The following is a 17,861-nucleotide window of genomic DNA, read 5'->3' as shown; positions in this document are numbered from 1 at the left end:
CATTTGTACAATTGTGCTATAGGAGGTGCAGTCAATAAATGTTGGACTATGATAAACATCTACAGGAACCCATGGACATGCCGGATCCCGAGTTTCCGATTAAAGTACATACCCAGCGCTTCAACCAAGAGGGAGTTTTGTTGTTCCCACATCATTGGCATGAGCATCTTGAGTTTCTGTTTATCGAAAGCGGTGAGGCTGTTTTTGAATGCGGACGAACACCGATCAACGTACGGGCTGGTGATTTAGTTGCTGTGAACAGCAACGAGCTGCATTATGGGGTGAGCGCTTCTTCTGATTTATTGTATTATGCGATCATTGCAGATACTTCTTTGCTGCATAGTGCGGTAAGCGACGCTGCCGAGACCAAGTTCATCGCCCCGATTCAGCAGAACCAGCTGCTGTTACGTAATCATATCCGGGGAGATCAGCACATTACAGACTGTGCGCTGGCGATTATTCGGGAACTGGAACTTCGCGAATTCGGATATGAGCTGGCCGTGAAGTCCGAGCTATACCGCCTGCTAACGTTGCTATTGCGCAGACATATCGTCACCGTACTCTCACAGGCTGAGCAAGAAAGACGTATTCAAACCGTTGAACGCTTCGCACCTGTTTTGCGTTATATCGATACCCATTACCAGGAGCCCATTCAAGTTGACGAACTTGCGGCTCTAACAGGGCTAAGCCGCTTCCATTTCAGTCGTCTCTTCAAGGAATTAACTGGTCATACGATTTCGGAATATATAAATGCTGTCCGTTTAGACCGTGCAGATTATTTGCTAAGGCATACCCAGTTAACGATTTCTGAAATCGCTACCACAACTGGCTTCAGTGATATCTACTATTTCAGCCGGACTTTCAAAAAACATAGAAAAGTACCCCCAAGCAGTGTGAGAGGGTTCTAGTTAGGGTGAACAAAGGAAGCAGTCTTCTACTTGCTATCGCTCCTTAATTTTAACATCAAAAAGGTCAGGAAAGGGTAATCCCCTCTACTGACCTTTTTTTATTTTATTAATTGCATAAAAGAAACTATCTTCCATCTTATGGGTATAATTAACATAACAAAAATATAGGAGGAGATTTCATTGAGAAAAATAATTAAACTGACTATATTAGCACTTTGCATAATGATTCTACCGGGAACAATGATTTATGCCGCATCGAACCAATCAGAAGTTTCATTATATTTCAATAATGTGGTACAAAAACAGGCAGCAGTAATATCCGAGGGGGACATCCTCTTACCTGTTGAACAGCTCTCTAAAAATTTGTTTGCTTTAATCGCTTTAGATGAAACAAGTAAAACGGTTCGAATCTACAAGCCAAATGTGAACATGGTATTGCTTGATAACAATGGAGAGATTTTCGGTAAGGTAAAAAGCCCTTCACGGTTTGCCTTTTCAACCTTATTACAAGTAGATCATTTAAAAACAGAAATTTCAGATATAAAACTTACGATCACTGATCCCGCAGATAAAACAGAAACTATCGATAATCAACAAATTAAGAAAAGTGAAGAAAACTTTTGGTTCAAAACTAACGAATTTACTTATTCGTTTAATACAAAAGGCACCTATACTATTCAAGTGTTTTTTAAAGACGTAAATTCAAAAACATGGTATCCTGTCTCTGAAATCGATGTATTCGGCATATGAATTTCCGATAGTTGAATTCCCGTTTCCGTACTTCCTCACTTCTTATTATTCTTAATCACTTCATTAAAACGGTCAGGAAAGTTGGTATGTACCCCGTCTACGCCCCAAACCACGGCTTTGTCCATATTCACTTGATAATTCACTGTGTACGGAAATACCTTTAGACCCGAATTTTTCACCTGTGCGACATAGGAGGAATTTATTCTTTGAAAGTTAGGGCTAATACCAACTGCATAAGTTTTCACCCGATTGATAAAAGACTCTGGTACTTTGTAAACCGGAATATTATACCAAACAATTTGATAAAGCGGGATCTCTGGGTTAATCGAATGAAGCTTACGTAAACTCGCCTCACTAAATGAATGTACGGAAACATGATCAGACAGATTATATTTTTCAATTTGTTCGTTTAATATGGTTTCGATATTCGGATACAAAGCAGGATCTTTAATCTCAATCATATAGTCCACTTCTTTTCCAAACCTTTCAAATACCTCTTCTAACGTCGGAATACGTAATCCAGCATATTGTTCCCTAGCAAACATGGGATATTGTTCGTTAAACCAAGAGCCAGCGTCTAATTTCGAAAGCTGCTCTAAAGTATAATTCTTAACATACCCCGTTCCATTTGTCGTACGATTAATAGTTTCATCGTGAATAACAACAGGAACACGATCCTTAGTTAACTGAATGTCTAACTCGATATAATCGGTATCCATATCAATGGCTAGTTCGAATGCAGGTATAGTATTCTCAGGAGCATATCCCGAAGCGCCACGATGAGCAATGGTATAGACTTTGTCCGCAGGCTCGAGAATTTCCTTCACTTTAGTACGAATCCATGGAGAATAGGCATACATTGAGGTACATAATAAGATCAACAAAAATATGTGAATAAATATAAAGTACATTTTAGAATTTTGAATCCTTTGCATAAAACTTCCCTCTTCTTTTCAAAAATTTATTGTTGTTTACTTGGTGCTGTTTTCTACATCATATCCAGTTAATTACCATTCATAATCCTATCAAATCTCCTCTTGATTTATAATTATGTAAAACCTGCGGATTATTCTAAGCTATATCGCAATGATGGCTGCAATAACCGCTTTAATGATATCACCTGGAAGAAAGATCACCACACTTGTTAATCTAGCCCAAATGGAAGTATTCGTAATCAATGCCATGATAGGCGCACCTATCAGATTAATCAACATTACACCAAAAATCAAATTTACGACAATTAGATTCCAAGTTCTGACTTCCAGCGAATCATGCAGCATATACAAATTCTTTGATTTTCATGAAGAAACCCTTCATAGGAGAATTGAATGTATTGATTAGATTCATAAAGTTGGAAGAATCTCGAACTAAAAAAACACTGATCCAGATTAGGATCAGTGTTTTTTAGCTACACAATTTTAAACAGAATAGCTTTACTTGTTGATATGTTCATTGATTTGTTCAGCGATTTGTTCCAGCAATGCCTCTTTCCCCAATGCAAAGAATGCTTCATTGTAATTTTGTCTGCTTGTCATGCGATATATATTTTTCGATTTTACAGCTTTTAGGCTGCTCCAGACCTTACTTTGGTCTAGAACATTCCGGTCATTATCAGATAATAAAATGATGTGGTCTGGATTAAAGGTAGACAGTGCTTCTAGACTTGTTACTTTTCCTCCCCATGGGTCTGGTTCCGGTGTACCTGGCGCGATGAGTAATCCAAGATCATTAAAAATCATATCTGCAATACCTGTGCGGGAATAGATCCGGATTTCTTTCTCTGTAGCTTCGATTACCGCAAACGTTTCTTCATTAGTTATCTTTGTGATTTGATCATGCAGTTGTTGAGCACGTTGATCATAGGCCTTCAGCCACTCATCCATTTCTGTTTTCTTATCAAGTACCTCTGCAACAAAGGCAAACCGCTCTCTAAAAGCATTAAAGCCATAAGGAACCCTTACAGTTGGAGCAATCATATTTAGTTGATCATAGATTTTCTCTTGCGTAGGCCCTGCCAGTATCAAGTCAGGACTTGCTGCACTAATCGCTTCCAAGTTAACTTCCGTTTGAAACCATCCAACGGGCGTTACATTAGGCAGTTCTTTTTTTAGAATAGGTGTGATTTCCAGTGAATTAGCCATGTCTGTATTCCCGGTAATCACAGGTTTATATCCAAGCACTAAAAGTTCTTCAGTTGAGCCAGATACATCGGCAATTCTAACCGGGTTTACCGGTATTTCAACATCTCCCTTGGCGTCCTTAATGGTACGTGTTTCGGAGGAATTCGTAGCGACGGGTTCAGATTTTACCGCAGGTGGGGTGTTATCCCCTTGAGCCTCCTGCCCTGAATTCCCACATCCGTACAACATCACCATCATGAATAAGGCGATTCCGACAAAAGAGATACGTTTTAAACTGAACATTTTTTCCAACCCTCTCCAATCTATTGATAATCATTCTCACTACTAGCAAGTCCGATCATACACTCTGCTGATAGGGCTAAACTACCGATAGAGGGATTGAATAACGGTTTGGCGGATATTTATTTGTTGTCTAACGTTTTTTTATTATTTCAGAAGGATTTATTCCATACTGCTTCCGAAACGCCTCCGCAAAATGACTAAAGTTGTTGTAACCTACCATCGTCGCTGTTTGACTAACACTACTCTCCCCGGAACGCATGATTTCCCATGCTTTTTCTAAACGTTTGTTCCGTAAATAGGCAAATACAGTCGTACCATACTCTTCCTTAAAACCAACTTTTAATTTGTATTCGTTAATACCCGCCAGCTTGGAAAGCTCTATGAGTGATGGAGGGTTTGCCATTTGCTCGAGTATGATTTCTCTGGCTCTCCGAATACTTTCCCGGTCAGTGCGAGATAAATGCAAGCTACGTTTAGTATGACTCTGCTCAAAAAGAAAAGCGCCCAAATATGCGGAAAGGAGTTCTAATGCCTTACCCTCTGCGTATAACCTGCGCATTGAGGTATGATATGGGCAATCTCTCAATTGAACCAATATTCGGGAGGTTTCTGGAAGAATAGGCATACGGAACATACGAAATGATTGTGTATCTAACAGCCCGGATAAACTGCAGGTAAGTGGAGATCCTTGATCTACCATCCACGAATCGAACAGTGTTACCGGTACACCAATGGACAGTAAACGGATGGGTTCAGCACTGCGATAGTGAAATTCGGCTTGGAAATCTCGCATGAGCTGCAATGAACAACTGTCGGGCACCAACTCGTGACTATTGCCTGTTACATGAACTTCTCCGCTGCCCTGCAGGCAAAAGCTTAGCTCAATCATAGCTGCTTCGGATTGAACTCGGATTAAACGATCCTCAGTGAAACGGTAATCACTATCTACAATTTCGATCCCGGAAGATGTGATAACCCTATCGACGTATCCATGGTCACTAGGTTGTGAGAAATGCATTCGCTCTGTGGTGTCCCTTATAGCCGGAGTCTCAAACAATGCATTGAAATACCCGTTATAGATGTTATGAATTGATTTTCTTGTCATTAATTCATACCCTCAGCAGATCTGTAGTATGCTGTAACCCCAATGTAGTGTTTTATCATGAGGAGATCACCTTTATTCATGTATTAAATGATAACGATTATCATTTAGATCATTATATCCGAGACATTAGCTAAACTGCAACGAACAGTTTATGAGGAGTGTTAGCGTATGATTCCAAATACAAACACCCCCTCATTCTAATGGATAAGGGGGTGTCGATTTCTGTTAATCAGCTTTTAACTTTCGTAGCATTATTCAAATCCGGATTCAGTTTATATTATCTCTTATCTCATCGATTTAGCTAGCTCTGTGAAAATAACTCCAAGCGCGTAAGCTCCTGCATCCGGATAACCAATGCTGCGTTCACCTACCGTGCCTGCTCTTCCCATACGGGCGACGATATCGGAAGTCTTCCGGGCACCGAGAACTGCCGCCTCAGCAGCTTTGATAGCTGCCAGCTTTATATCTTCGCCTTGTTCTGCGCATTGTGTCCAGGCATCCGCAAAAGGTACAAGCGCATCAATTAAAGTCTTGTCTCCAACGACAGCACCTCTCCCGAAAGACCTTTCGCCCGTATCTTGAATTCCTTTGACAACCGCTTGCATCATATTGGCAAATTCCTGAATGGATAACTCCTGCTTCTGCTGCGCAGTCTTGCTCGCAGCGCGGAATCCCGATCCCCAGATTGGCCCGGAAGCTCCTCCACAATGCTCCATAATGATCAATGAACAAGCATCAAGGAAGTCACCGATATCACTCTGATGATTAGCTAGAATATCTTCCCATTCTACTTTCAACTGCTTAAAGCCCTTGGCTACGCTCATCCCAAAATCACCATCTCCGGCGTGGGCGTCTAGCTCGCAGAACGGTACCTCATTCTCGATAATGACCTCACTCATTTGATCGATCAAAAATACGATATTTTGTAAGGAAAACTGGTAGTTCTTAATTACCGCTGCTTCAGCATCCGTATTATTCTTGAAGGATACCGTGCTGTCTGCTTTCTCTTCCTTGATGACTTCCGTATATTTCACAGGCTCAAATGAACCTTTAACCGACAATACCGGTGTATCACACGGAGCAGACAACCATTTCTTCAGCGTCTCATCCAGCTTCATAATCGACACTGATGCGCCAGCCATATCGATGCTGGTCATATAGTTACCGACAAATACTTTAAACACTTGCTTATTCTTCGCCGTCAATTCACGGATCACAGAATTATTCAACAAATAAAGCTCTTGCAGTGGTGTTCCACCAAATCCATTGATCAGAACAGCAACTTCTTGCTGCGACTCATCGTTCATTTGCAAGTTGCTCAGTAAAGACGTAACCATTCGCTGCGCCAGTTCATCCGCTGACACGGCTTTTTCTCTGCGAATTCCAGGTTCACCGTGAATTCCAACACCGTATTCCATCTCATCCTCTTCGATATGAAACGTCGGGGTTCCTTTGGCAGGAACGGTGCAAGATGTAAAGGCGAAGCCGATGGTGCGAACATGGTCAATTGCATGTTGCGCCGCTTCTTTTACTTCCGTCAGGGACAGTCCTGCTTCTGCCGCAGCCCCGGCTACTTTATGAACGAGAACAGTTCCGGCCACCCCTCGTTTCCCTACGGTATAGAGACTATCTTCAACGGCAATGTCATCGTCTACTTTGACATATTCCACTTGTATGCCATCTTCACTTGCAAGATGAGCCGCATTTTTAAAGTTCATGATGTCACCGCTGTAGTTCTTAATAATAAGCAGCGTTCCCTTTTTACTTGCAGAGCTACGGATCGCTTGGTAGACCTGAATCTGGGATGGAGAAGCGAACACATCACCGCACACGGCTGCATCCAGCATACCGCTGCCTACAAACCCGGCATGGGCTGGTTCATGCCCACTTCCGCCGCCGCTTATTAGTGTAACTTTATTGGTGTTGATCTCTTTTTTAGAAATCACTTTGAATTTATCGTTGAAATCCAGCTCAGGATGCGCTAAGACAAGTCCATTACACATTTCCCGGACTAGCGTTTCCGGCTTATTCATAATTTTCTTCATCTTAAAGCTCCTTACTTAATTTGTATTGACGGCCTAATTGGTCAGCAGCCATAATCGCCGATGCTACGGCTTCTTCTGTAATTGGGAACGGCATCGAATGAATCGATTCCTCAGCAATACAAGCTTTTTTAGCAACCTCAAGAAGTTCTTCGTAAGTTACTTGCTCCACTCCGATATCTGCTAAGCACACCGGAAGCCCAATAGACAGGCAGAAATCCAATACTTCTCTTAATTCGGTACGGTCTGCATTTTCAAGCACCAATTGAGCAATTGTACTGAAGGCTACCTTCTCACCATGATAATAATGATGTGTTCCTTCTAAAGCTGTTAAACCATTATGGATCGCATGAATCGCAGCCAAACCTCCACTTTCAAAGCCTAGTCCCGATAACAAAATATTCGTTTCAATGATATTCTCCAAGGCTGGAGTTACGATATTCAGATCGCAGGCCTGCTTCGCCTTGAACCCACTTTCAAGTAAAGTGTCATAACACAGTTTGGCAAGACCTAGTGCGGTTATCGTTCCTTTAGCTTCCCCACAAACACCTTCACGAACCCCGCAAGGCAATCCCGCATTCACATTGGAATAAGAATTTGCTGTAGCTCTTGCTTCGAAATAAGTGGAGAGTGCATCTCCCATCCCTGCAACAAGAAATCTTGTTGGTGCTTTGGCAATGACTGTTGTGTCGATCATGACTACACTTGGGCTTTGCTTGAAATAAGCATAATCATCAAACTCACCTTCTGGGGTATAGAGTACCGCGGAGTGGCTTGTTGGTGCATCAGTTGCTGCTATCGTTGGAACGATAATCAATGCTTCACCTTCTGCTACGCATTTTGCCGTATCAATCGCCTTACCTCCACCCAAACCAATCGTACATGCACATTGATGTTCCTTAGCCAGAGCCTGTAATCTTGCGACTTCTTGTCTTGAGCATTCCCCATGGAAGCCACTTTCAACAAGCGTTATATTAAATTTCTGTTTAGTTGACTCCAATTTATCTTTCACACGTGTAACATCATCTGGATGTGCAATGAGCAGTGCGGAATCACCGAATGTTTTTACAAAATAGCCTAAATTCAAAAGTTCATTCTCACCTTGCACATATTTCGTCGGACTGATAAACGCTCTTCTCATTTTCATTCCTCCTAGGTTGTATATAGTTATTATTATAGATTGCTCTATTTCGGTATGCATGAAACAATAAGATCAGAATAAAGCGTTTTCTTATCGAGTTTTTTTGTCTTCTTATTAAGGAATAGTATTATCTTGTCCTTTTGAGCAAAAATTCGCTATAATGTTCAATATGTTTCTATAACTTACCTAGGAGAATATCGTGATGTCCAAATCTCGATTTAATTTAGAAGAAATAATTGATTTGAAGAAATGGGAGAAACTGCAGGATTCCTTATCACTCGTGACTAAAATGGCGATTCTTACCGTAGATTATAAAGGCGTTCCCGTAACTAAGCACAGCTTCTGTCAGCCTTTCTGCCAAGGCGTTCGCCAAGATTCTAATCTCTCTCCTTATTGTCAAAAATGTGATGCTCGTGCCGGCATTGAAGCTGTACGCCAGAACAAGCCTTACATTTATTTATGCCATTTCAACATTATCGATATCGCGATTCCAATTATTATTGACGATCAATATTTAGGTGCAATTATGGCCGGACAGCTTAAGCTTCGTGAACCTGATGTGTCACAGCTGGAGCAGATAGTATCTAGGCCGCCTAATGTTGAGTCGAACATGAAGTTTCAAGCGCTCAAAGAGGATTACGAAGCACTTCCTGTCCTATCCTACGATGAAGTAACCAAATGCGTGGACCTACTTCTACAGTTAAGTACTTACATCGTGGAAGAAGCCATTCAAAAGCGTACTACCGTTGATTTGTACAAAAGAGTACTGACCACAGATATCGATATATCTTCTTCAGCAGAATCTTTCGAGGAGACAGACCTTACTTATCGCAAAATTCAGTCTCTGCAGCAAGAGTTATCAGGAGCGCTTATTGAGACCAAATTGAAAAATGGAGCACAAAAGTTCGTCTCTTCAAATGCAGTGCTTCAGCCTGCGTTCGATTACATCTATGCGCACAAAAATGAAAATTTCAGCCTAAAAGAAATGGCCAAGCTTTGTCATATCAGCCCCAGTTATTTCAGTCGCATATTTACAAAAGAAACAGGCGAGAACTTCTCCCTCTTCGTTGCCAGGCTCAAAATTGAATGGGCCAAGCAGTTGCTGGAAACCACAGACGCACCTATTAATCAAGTGAGCGATGATTTAGGATTTTGTGATACTGGTTATTTTATTAAAACATTCAAACGGTTCGAGAATCTCACTCCAGCTGTATACCGGAATATGTATATGAATTGATTAGTTGCATTAAGGGGAAATCTGTGATTTCGCCTAATATAGCCTCTTTGATCTTTCCCTCTCCGTTTATAATAAACGTAGCAGGAAGCGCTCTAACTCCGAATGAAGTAGATATTTTTCCGGAAACATCGATGACAACTGGAAAAGAAAAACTGTGATCCTTAAGATATTCTGATACAGTCCCTTTAGACTCACCAACATTAATAAACAAGGTTTCAATTTGAGAACTAGTGGATTTGTGAATGTCATTCAGAAGGGGCATTTCACGCACACATGACGTGCACCAGGAAGCCCAAAAGTTAAGCACCACAATCTGTCCCTGAAAATCGCTTAGTCGAACCTTTTTACCTTCTATAGAAGTAGCTTCAAATTCGGGAGCGATAGAGCCCACTGCAATCCTCTCAGATGAATCTCTTGTTTCATGATGGCTAAATACCCATACAACAGTCGTGACAGCTGCGATAATCACCAGCAAAGCAATGATTCGACGCATGCTCATTTCAGACCCAGACTATGATTAAAGGCTGTATACAGAGAACCAAATTTCGCATGAAATTCTTTGGTCGGACCTGAACCAACATTTCTTCCATGACTTAAAAAGACAATCTGATCAGCGATTTTATCAGCGATTTCTAACTGGTGTGTGGAGAAAATAACGGTATGCCCTTCTTCCTTGATTCTTTGGAGTAGATCTACGAATTCATTCATCCAAAAAGGGTCAAGACCGTTTGTGGGTTCGTCCATAATTAGCAACGAAGGCTTGGCCAACAATGCCTGAGCAAATAAGATACGCTGACGCATTCCCTTTGAAAAGGTGTTGACCAGACGATTTCGTTTATCCTGTAGGCCTACTAAGCCAAGGACTTCGTTTACTCTCGCTTTGCGATTGGGTACCCTACGGAGAGCGGCCCAAAAAGTCAGAGCTTCCTCTGCCGACAGCCCCTGATTGAATTGATAATCATCCGGCATATAACCAATTTGTTCCGAGAATTGTTTACGTGATTTGTGCCAGTATAAACCACCCACTGAGATTTCGCCCACCGAAGGCTGAATAATACCGGCAACCATTCGCAAAGCGGTACTTTTGCCAGCCCCGTTACCGCCACATAGTGCAAGTATGCTCCCAGTGGGGATTTGAAAGCTAATCTCTTCAACTATTGTTTGCTTTTTAATAACTTTAGAGATTCCTCTTACATTCACTAAGGGGTTATCCACGAGAGCGCCCCCTTTCCCATATCCAATTTACAAACAGGATCGAGCTCAACATCCAGACTAGACAGACTCCCATAAACAACAAGCTACCCTTCGAACCATTTATCCATTCTACCCATTGGTAATATTCAGGTCCCAGCACTGAACCTCCGCCCAGCTTAATTACAACGAATAACCGAACAAGCTCTGCTGGGTTGAGTATTGTGAATACGACCAGCAAGGGCTTAATCCAGAGATACGGCATTAAACCTAAAAAGGCGATCAAAAACGTCGGCCAACCTATTACTGTGAAAAACCACACAGCAACAGAAACAGTCAGCGCCTGCCAGCGGTTTCTTGATAATGAACCGATAAACAAAGCGATGGTCAAGAATAGTAAAACAAGTCCTGCGGAAAAAAACAAAAATAGAAAGTAAGTAGTAGAATCATAGGCCATGCCCAAGAATCCACTAATCATTCCCATTAAACCATAGCCGAAAGCCACAACCGTAAGTAATACGACAGCCAGCCCCACATACTTGCCAAGAATAAATGACAATGTTCCTATTGGATAAGTAGATAAAAGCTGCCAGCTACCCTCTTCCTTTTCTGAAGTCAGTGAAAACGAGCCTAGAAATAATGTCATAAGCGGCAGTAGATACAAAATCAGACTTAGCATGGAACCTGTAACTGCGGTGTAGCCTTGAATCTCATTTTGTGCATTAATCAGTAGTAAGCCAAGACTAAACGCACAAAATAATGCCAAAAAAGTATAAGCCCATGGATTTCGAAACCCCATTTTAATCTCTCTGCGTGCGACTTGCAGGATATCAACCATTACATATCCATCTCTTTATCCGATGTCATACCTTCCATTTCCTCTGACTTATGCTCGTCCATATGACCTTCTCCGCCATTCATATCCATTTGCATCATATCCGTATTTTGTTTCCATTCATGCTTGGACAGATCACTTGCTGACAGAACGCTGCCAACACCTTGTTCCTTCACAAAAGCTTCGGCAGAAGCAGTATCCTTGAAGCTGATAACTCCATAAGCCATAGGTGTGCGTAGTGTCTCATCATAGACAAAGCTGGCCTTACTGAATTCTACCCATTCTTTGTCGTTATAGTCACGGACATAATCCTTTCCAATGTTTTTGGTTCCATTCTTGTTCTTCCATTCATTCATACAACCAATATCATCAAACTTATAATTCTTCCCGTCTTTCGTTGTTAGCTGAGTAGCAAAGGCATCGTCCTTAACCTGCATATTGCAAATCGCGCAAATATCAACTTCTTCATTAATCGCCAAAGGTTCAAACTTTTTGGAACCACAAGCCGCTAGAATTAACAAACCCACCATCAACATCAGCATTAAACCCCATTTTTTCATAACCGTAATACCCCCATATATAGTATTGTGATCACAGAGAAAAACAAAAGCAGCCAACCGGCTACCATCACCGACCCTTGCCCCTCACTAACTTGTCCAACATCTGCATGAACTGAATCCAATTGCATAAGCGGCTCTGGATCGGTGGACCATTGTTCTTTATCATTTGTATACAGATCGCTTAAAAATGTCATGCCCGGTGATTGAAAAAAGAGCTGATAAGCAGCATTTTCTGTAACTAATTGCTGATAAAATGGATTAATAGCATATGGCAGATCACTTACGCCATCACCCGATACATCCAACCCTTCGAATGAATCCCAAAAATTTCTCGTCATCTTATTATTCTTAGAATCCGTTGCCTGTGCTTCAATCACATTTGCAATAAAAGCATTCTTTTGAAAGCGGTTGCCTTCAGAACCCTCAAATTGAATCCCAATATAATTTCGGAGCACCATATTATTCTGGAGAGTGTTGTCGGAGGATTGTTGCATATAGATTCCTACCCGATTTCCTTCCACGAGGTTATTTACAATCTGAGAGGTACGAACGTCAAAGAGCAGGATTCCTTGAGAATGAACATTCTGATTTTGTTTTCGAAAAGAGTTTCCTGATACCATAACGTCGCTCACTCCCATCACCATCGCGCCAGTAATGTTGTATTCTCCAATATTGTTCGTAACAGATGATCCATTGATATACATACAGTGAACACCGTATCGTAAATGATAGAGCCGATTGTGATCAACCTTTGTATTGCGACTCTTCTCTAAATAAATGCCATCTCGGAGATAAGAGATTTCATTCTCTCTGATATCTGAACCATGAGAGTTATAGAGATCGATGCCATTACCTCTTTTTCCCGAAGCAGCACCTTTAGGTATAAACCAACGGATTTTATTGTTTACTATAACTCCACTATCAGACTCACGTAGCATAATGCCAAAGCCAAATGTATGTATGACTAAATCTTTCAAAGTTACCTGATCGGCTTCCACCCGAATCGCTGCTGCTTCTCCCCCGTTATGCTGCTGTATATTAAGTCCTTGAAGCTTTACCCCATCAGCCTGAATCATAACTGCAACCTCAGCATCGGGAGATGAATTTAATAGTGTTGCCCTTCCTTCCCCGCTAATCGTCAGCCTTTTATCAATTTGAACCGGACCCAGGTAAGTACCTGGAGCTAAAGTAATCGAATCTCCGATTTGGGCCGCATTAATAATCGGCTGGAGTGGAATCGCTTTCGAAGTAGTATTTGCACTGGCACTCCCACTGTAGGCCGTATTTATTAAGAAAAGGCTGAAGAACATCATTAGCATTACTCTGAGGTGACAGAAACTTTTGCGTATAACCATTGTTCACCCCCTATCAGCAATTCATTCTCTAATCTATCATTTGCCTAATTGTAAAGAAAAGGAAGTTGCATGCCTATAGCTCAATGTAGCTATCCCTATTAATAAGATGTGTCTAAATTGTGAGTTATATCACATCGTTTGCTATCCCAAAAGTGTGTCCACATAATAAAAAACCGCGCATAGCGCGGTTTCATTAGGTTAACTAATTATTTTCAAGGTATTGATAAACGGCCATCATTTCTTGTTTATTTAACTCCCGAATACGATTGAAAATTGGAATATCTGCTACAGCATCAATATTTGAGCTTTCAGTCACGACATCACTAACGTTACCTGTAAGCCAAGTCTGGACGTCAATGCCTTCGACAATTTCTTTACGCCCTTCATCATTAATGCCACTTGCGTAACAACTAACACATGGAATCGTTAACTTATAAACGCCATCGTGAAGTCCATCTTCGGATATGACTTTCTTTCCTTTACAGAATGGACATGGCTGACTAGCTTTTATCTTATTAATTAGAGTGACCAGTTTTTTGTAACCAAACGCTTCATAAACATAGGTCAGCTTTTTGTATTTTCCATTCGTGAAAAACTTATCAATGATGTATTCTCTGGTTTCGGTGATATTCTCAAAATCACAAATCGTAATCTGATTATTCAAGCTAATAGATTCAATACTGCCGCTAATATCGCCCCAGAATGGCAGTGCATTTTGTAATACCATTTCATAGTGCGCAAAGCTCGCTACTTCAAGTTCAAGCATTTTTAGAGCAACTTGTATTTTCCTAGGCAATAGAGAGACATCCTCTGCTAGAACCATATCACCGCCGACAATAGCTTTCATTTTTTCAAGCACCGGTAATTTGCCAACGGTACTGATCACTTGATCAAGAGGTAGTCCAATGATCTCACGAATATCTGTGTCGCCAAACTTTAGCTTCTTATGATGATTTAGTACGCTTCCTTCACAGATTGGACAGGTAATCAGTATTTTGGATTGTTTAATATGCTCTTTAATAATCGCTTTCGATATCACCATGTAGTTCCCAATGATGTAATTAAAGCCTTCCCAAGTTCTCGTTGCCTTGCTTGCTTTATCATAAAATGACTTTTCCCAATAACCGTACCAAAATGTATGCTTTTCTGCATCCGTCATCTCATTATAACTCTTACTGATATCTTGTCCGAGTTCATTCTTAATCTCATCAAAGATGAATTTGATTTTGGGGAATTGATAGAATTTCAGAATATCCATTGCATCTGGATGCAATAAGCCATCCCAAAATGGCACATTTTTATTCTGAAGAACAACTTCAAAATCAAATTTTTCAATGACTCGACGTCCCTTGCAGCATGGACAATGATTGTCTTGATTATAGAAATCGAAGCTATTTGTATCTTTATTGGTCGGATGTGCCGTTACAATTTGGTTGATCAAGCCACCAATTTCATATAGAAAAGTATATTGACTATATAGGTGTCTTTCCAGATCAATGGCGATGACAGGTGCAATGGTATCTGATTCATATTCACCATATATTAAACGCGCCATAGAAGATAAGCTTTTTAAGATGCCACCTTTATAAACGTTTTCCGCATTTTTAAAGTAGGCAATTTGATTTTCTTTTAAATAGTTAATGCCATTTTGTTGCCGCAGTGTTGAAGAAATCTGCAATGGAGCGACATGATCTTCACTGATTTGCTGGAGATAATAATCTTCATGACTTACAACTTCTAGATGCTCAACAGGTTCAAGCTGTCTTTTACCAAAATCAACGATAAAATCAGAATTTTCCAGCATATACGAGTTATGTTCAATCATCATTATGGAGACGGATTCGTCCTGAAGAATGTCTCTAATGCTATCAATGAATTGATTTAGAATATTTTGTGATAACCCTTTGGAAGGCTCGTCAAAAATGAAAAGTGTATTGGGGTTTCTTGAACCTGCAAATAGCTCGGAGACTAAATGAACACATTGAAATTCACCTGTGGATAAAGACTGTGTTTTTCTTTCCAACGTTAAATAACCCAGCCCGAGCTTGATCAATAAACTTAAACGTTTATGAGCGATGTCTTCATTTGGCAGTTCATCAATAATATCTTCAATTGAGCGCTGAAAAATATCATCAATCTCTTCGCTATATTTTGTGAGCTTTCTCTTAATATCAAGAAAAGTCGCAACCGTAGACCGGCTGGTAATCGATTGATTTCGATCCTGCCCCACAATCACCAGCTTATCCTTGGGATATCGCTTCACAAAATCCTTGGACATACACTCATTGACCAATGTAGATTTGCCGCAGCCAGATTCCCCAGTGAACGTTACAAGTCTATTACGAGGAATCTGAATTTCGGCGATTTGAATATTACGACAGTAAAGATCATGAAAATGATAATATTCAGTTGGAGCTGTCTGATTTATTTCTCCATTGATGGGCGCCGGACGTGGCGATTCTTCAACGATTTTTCCGCCGTATTTACCACTTCCTGGTCCAAAGAACAATTGCTCGTCCGTTATGTCTAATACGGTATCCGAATGATCAATAAGCAAAATTTGATTCTTAAATCCTAGTTGTTTTATCTGCTCTAATATTTTTAAAAGGGTTTGGTGATCCAGACCCACAGAGATTTCGTCAATGATAATTACTGTATTTTCACTGGTTGCCATGAATTCTGCCAAGTAAAGTCGTGTTAACTCTCCGCCTGACAAGGTACCCATTATACGATTTAAGGTTAGATAACCAATATTCATATGGATTATGTTCTTTAGAATGTTTTGTTTACCTTCACTAATGTTTAGAACTTCTGCTAGAGAAAAAATGGTTTCAATGCTTAAGTCATTAATATCGGAGATACTCTTGCCTTGACCTAATAACTCCATTTTGTATTGTTCAGCTTCGTGATTATATCGCTTACCCTTACACTTTTTACATTCGACATTTTTAGTAGTGCCGCGACCTTTACAATCTGAGCACCAGCCTAATTCATTATTAAATGAAAAAACCTCTGGCGATAGGTTATATTGTTCAGCAATCGCAACTCGAATCTCTGTGAACACGCCCGTATGTGTGCCAATGGTTGAACGAGGATTGGAAGAAATAGATGATCTCCCTAGAAAAAGTACGAGTGGCATTTCTTCCATCTGAATCGCACTGAAATTAGTCTCCATAATGTTAGGGAATAAATACTGATATTCTGCCTTTGGCAATAAAGAAACGAGACGTTTCTTGGATTCTTCTCCGATGGTTTGACAAAAGGTGGTTTTACCAGATCCGGATAAACCAGCAATCCCTAGGGATTGGTTAACTGGAAGTACTGCATCTAACTTATTAATATTGTTCGCAATCAATCGGTTGATTTTCATAGTGGTATCATCTCATCTCCATTCTCTTCATTTAGTATTGCCATCATTTATTCCATTAAAAAGGGCACTTTCCGTGTTTCAGAAAAGCGCCCTATTCTTGAAATTACAATTCTGCTAATACTTTTTCAAGCTGACTGCCCATATTCGCCCAAGCATATTTAGCGCCCTCGATAGCACCTTGGCGAGCTTTGGTCTCTTCACTAAATCCAGATTGAGCAAGATGCAGATGAACCTTACCATCTTCCTTTTTGCTCAAAGTCCAAGTAACTGTAGTACCTTCCCCGGCACTATGCCAAGTATAGGATAATGTATGTGGCTCATCTACTACGAGAACCTCGCAATCTACAATACCGTCCCACCATTCATTTGGCTCTGCACGAAATTGAAATTTATGCCCTACGGCTGGTTTAAAGTCATTGCTCCAAATCCATTTCGCAAGTGTATCTGAATCCGTCAAAGCGTTCCATACCTTCTCGATGGAGCTTGTAAATTGATAATCTAAGGATACATCTGGTTTCATTATTCTTCCTCCAATAAAAGTTTTAGTTTATCGATTCTTTCTTTCCAGAAGCCTTCGTAAAAAGATACCCAATCCCGAATTTCTTTCAATGGATTGGCATTCAAACGATACCTCGTTTCTCTACCAACCTTTCGAGCAACTACAAGATCAGCCTCTTTAAGAATAGACAAGTGCTTAGATACTGCAGTACGGCCCATATCAAAATGAACCGTGATTTCATGTAGGGGTAATTCATCAACATCAGCCAGGATTTGAAGTAATTTTCGCCTTGTTGGATCTGCAACAGCGTCATATACATCCCTCACTTGACTATTATCGTTCAAAACCACCCCCACCTTTTCCGTAATATTACCTGTAGTGTAACCGATTATACTTCATCAGCACCCAATCGGACACCATTTAGTGTCATATTGATTATAGGACA

At 40.6% G+C, this 17,861-nt stretch carries 17 protein-coding genes; 3 read left to right on the top strand and 14 right to left on the bottom strand.

The features are described from left to right. Positions 1-38 precede the first annotated feature (38 nt). Entirely contained in the window at positions 39-908 is an 870-nt protein-coding gene (locus ACQKMP_RS24655) for a helix-turn-helix domain-containing protein (protein WP_042188277.1), read from the top strand. A 180-nt stretch (positions 909-1,088) separates the two neighbouring features. Further along, a complete protein-coding gene (locus ACQKMP_RS24650) occupies positions 1,089-1,658 on the top strand; it encodes a hypothetical protein (RefSeq protein ID WP_076286786.1) in 570 nt (189 codons plus the stop codon). A gap of 35 nt (positions 1,659-1,693) precedes the next feature. On the opposite strand, the gene ACQKMP_RS24645 is transcribed toward ACQKMP_RS24650, so the two are convergent. The 6 genes from ACQKMP_RS24645 to ACQKMP_RS24620 all read right to left on the bottom strand — a co-directional run bounded on the left by ACQKMP_RS24645 (position 1,694) and on the right by ACQKMP_RS24620 (position 8,369). Continuing rightward, entirely contained in the window at positions 1,694-2,593 is a 900-nt protein-coding gene (locus ACQKMP_RS24645) for a glycerophosphodiester phosphodiesterase (protein ID WP_339248287.1), read from the bottom strand. 141 nt (positions 2,594-2,734) lie between these two features. Beyond that, positions 2,735-2,938 (bottom strand): biotin transporter BioY, encoded by a 204-nt coding sequence (locus tag ACQKMP_RS24640; RefSeq protein ID WP_427471548.1) that lies wholly within the window; start codon positions 2,936-2,938, stop codon positions 2,735-2,737. A 153-nt stretch (positions 2,939-3,091) separates the two neighbouring features. Then, on the bottom strand, positions 3,092-4,081 hold the full coding sequence (locus tag ACQKMP_RS24635) for an ABC transporter substrate-binding protein (protein ID WP_405176672.1): 990 nt from the start codon (positions 4,079-4,081) through the stop codon (positions 3,092-3,094). A gap of 130 nt (positions 4,082-4,211) precedes the next feature. Next, on the bottom strand, positions 4,212-5,186 hold the full coding sequence (locus ACQKMP_RS24630; RefSeq protein ID WP_427471545.1) for a helix-turn-helix domain-containing protein: 975 nt from the start codon (positions 5,184-5,186) through the stop codon (positions 4,212-4,214). Positions 5,187-5,470: 284 nt separating this feature from the next. Further along, on the bottom strand, positions 5,471-7,231 hold the full coding sequence (dhaK, locus tag ACQKMP_RS24625; RefSeq protein ID WP_427471543.1) for a dihydroxyacetone kinase subunit DhaK: 1,761 nt from the start codon (positions 7,229-7,231) through the stop codon (positions 5,471-5,473). 1 nt (position 7,232) lies between these two features. After that, positions 7,233-8,369 carry a glycerol dehydrogenase gene (locus tag ACQKMP_RS24620; RefSeq protein WP_427471541.1) on the bottom strand — a complete coding sequence of 379 codons (1,137 nt, stop codon included), beginning with the start codon at positions 8,367-8,369 and terminating at the stop codon, positions 7,233-7,235. 202 nt (positions 8,370-8,571) lie between these two features. On the opposite strand from ACQKMP_RS24620, the gene ACQKMP_RS24615 reads away from it, so the two are divergent. Continuing rightward, complete coding sequence (locus tag ACQKMP_RS24615; RefSeq protein ID WP_427471539.1) at positions 8,572-9,606, top strand: PocR ligand-binding domain-containing protein; 1,035 nt, start codon at positions 8,572-8,574, stop codon at positions 9,604-9,606. Here the strand turns inward: ACQKMP_RS24615 and ACQKMP_RS24610 are convergent. From ACQKMP_RS24610 to ACQKMP_RS24575, 8 genes are all read right to left on the bottom strand, one after another. Further along, positions 9,569-10,105 (bottom strand): redoxin domain-containing protein, encoded by a 537-nt coding sequence (locus ACQKMP_RS24610; protein WP_427471537.1) that lies wholly within the window; start codon positions 10,103-10,105, stop codon positions 9,569-9,571. The two genes, ACQKMP_RS24615 and ACQKMP_RS24610, sit on opposite strands and share 38 nt — an antisense overlap. Continuing rightward, positions 10,102-10,821, bottom strand: a complete 720-nt coding sequence (locus tag ACQKMP_RS24605; RefSeq protein ID WP_427471535.1) for an ABC transporter ATP-binding protein — start codon at positions 10,819-10,821, stop codon at positions 10,102-10,104. Before ACQKMP_RS24605 ends, ACQKMP_RS24610 begins: the two co-directional genes overlap by 4 nt. Continuing rightward, positions 10,814-11,635 (bottom strand): ABC transporter permease, encoded by an 822-nt coding sequence (locus ACQKMP_RS24600; RefSeq protein WP_427471533.1) that lies wholly within the window; start codon positions 11,633-11,635, stop codon positions 10,814-10,816. The genes ACQKMP_RS24605 and ACQKMP_RS24600 overlap by 8 nt, the downstream gene beginning before the upstream one ends. Further along, the gene (locus ACQKMP_RS24595) at positions 11,635-12,192 is read right to left on the bottom strand and encodes a nitrous oxide reductase accessory protein NosL (RefSeq protein ID WP_340969454.1); all 558 of its coding nucleotides are present in this window, start codon (positions 12,190-12,192) and stop codon (positions 11,635-11,637) included. Before ACQKMP_RS24595 ends, ACQKMP_RS24600 begins: the two co-directional genes overlap by 1 nt. Beyond that, positions 12,189-13,547: a right-handed parallel beta-helix repeat-containing protein gene (locus ACQKMP_RS24590; protein ID WP_427471531.1), complete on the bottom strand. Its 1,359-nt coding sequence runs from the start codon at positions 13,545-13,547 to the stop codon at positions 12,189-12,191. The genes ACQKMP_RS24595 and ACQKMP_RS24590 overlap by 4 nt, the downstream gene beginning before the upstream one ends. 202 nt (positions 13,548-13,749) lie before the next feature. Further along, entirely contained in the window at positions 13,750-16,917 is a 3,168-nt protein-coding gene (locus ACQKMP_RS24585; RefSeq protein WP_427471529.1) for an ATP-binding cassette domain-containing protein, read from the bottom strand. A 103-nt stretch (positions 16,918-17,020) separates the two neighbouring features. Then, positions 17,021-17,437 (bottom strand): SRPBCC family protein, encoded by a 417-nt coding sequence (locus tag ACQKMP_RS24580; RefSeq protein WP_427471527.1) that lies wholly within the window; start codon positions 17,435-17,437, stop codon positions 17,021-17,023. Next, positions 17,437-17,766, bottom strand: a complete 330-nt coding sequence (locus tag ACQKMP_RS24575) for an ArsR/SmtB family transcription factor (RefSeq protein WP_081951121.1) — start codon at positions 17,764-17,766, stop codon at positions 17,437-17,439. The genes ACQKMP_RS24580 and ACQKMP_RS24575 overlap by 1 nt, the downstream gene beginning before the upstream one ends. Positions 17,767-17,861: the final 95 nt, after the last annotated feature.

Origin of the sequence: Paenibacillus sp. NPDC101420 (genome assembly GCF_050277435.1) — a bacterium.
Classification (GTDB): Bacteria; Bacillota; Bacilli; order Paenibacillales; family Paenibacillaceae; genus Paenibacillus_AQ.
Note: the sequence above shows the minus strand (reverse complement) of the source record. Positions and strands in the feature narration are given on the sequence as shown.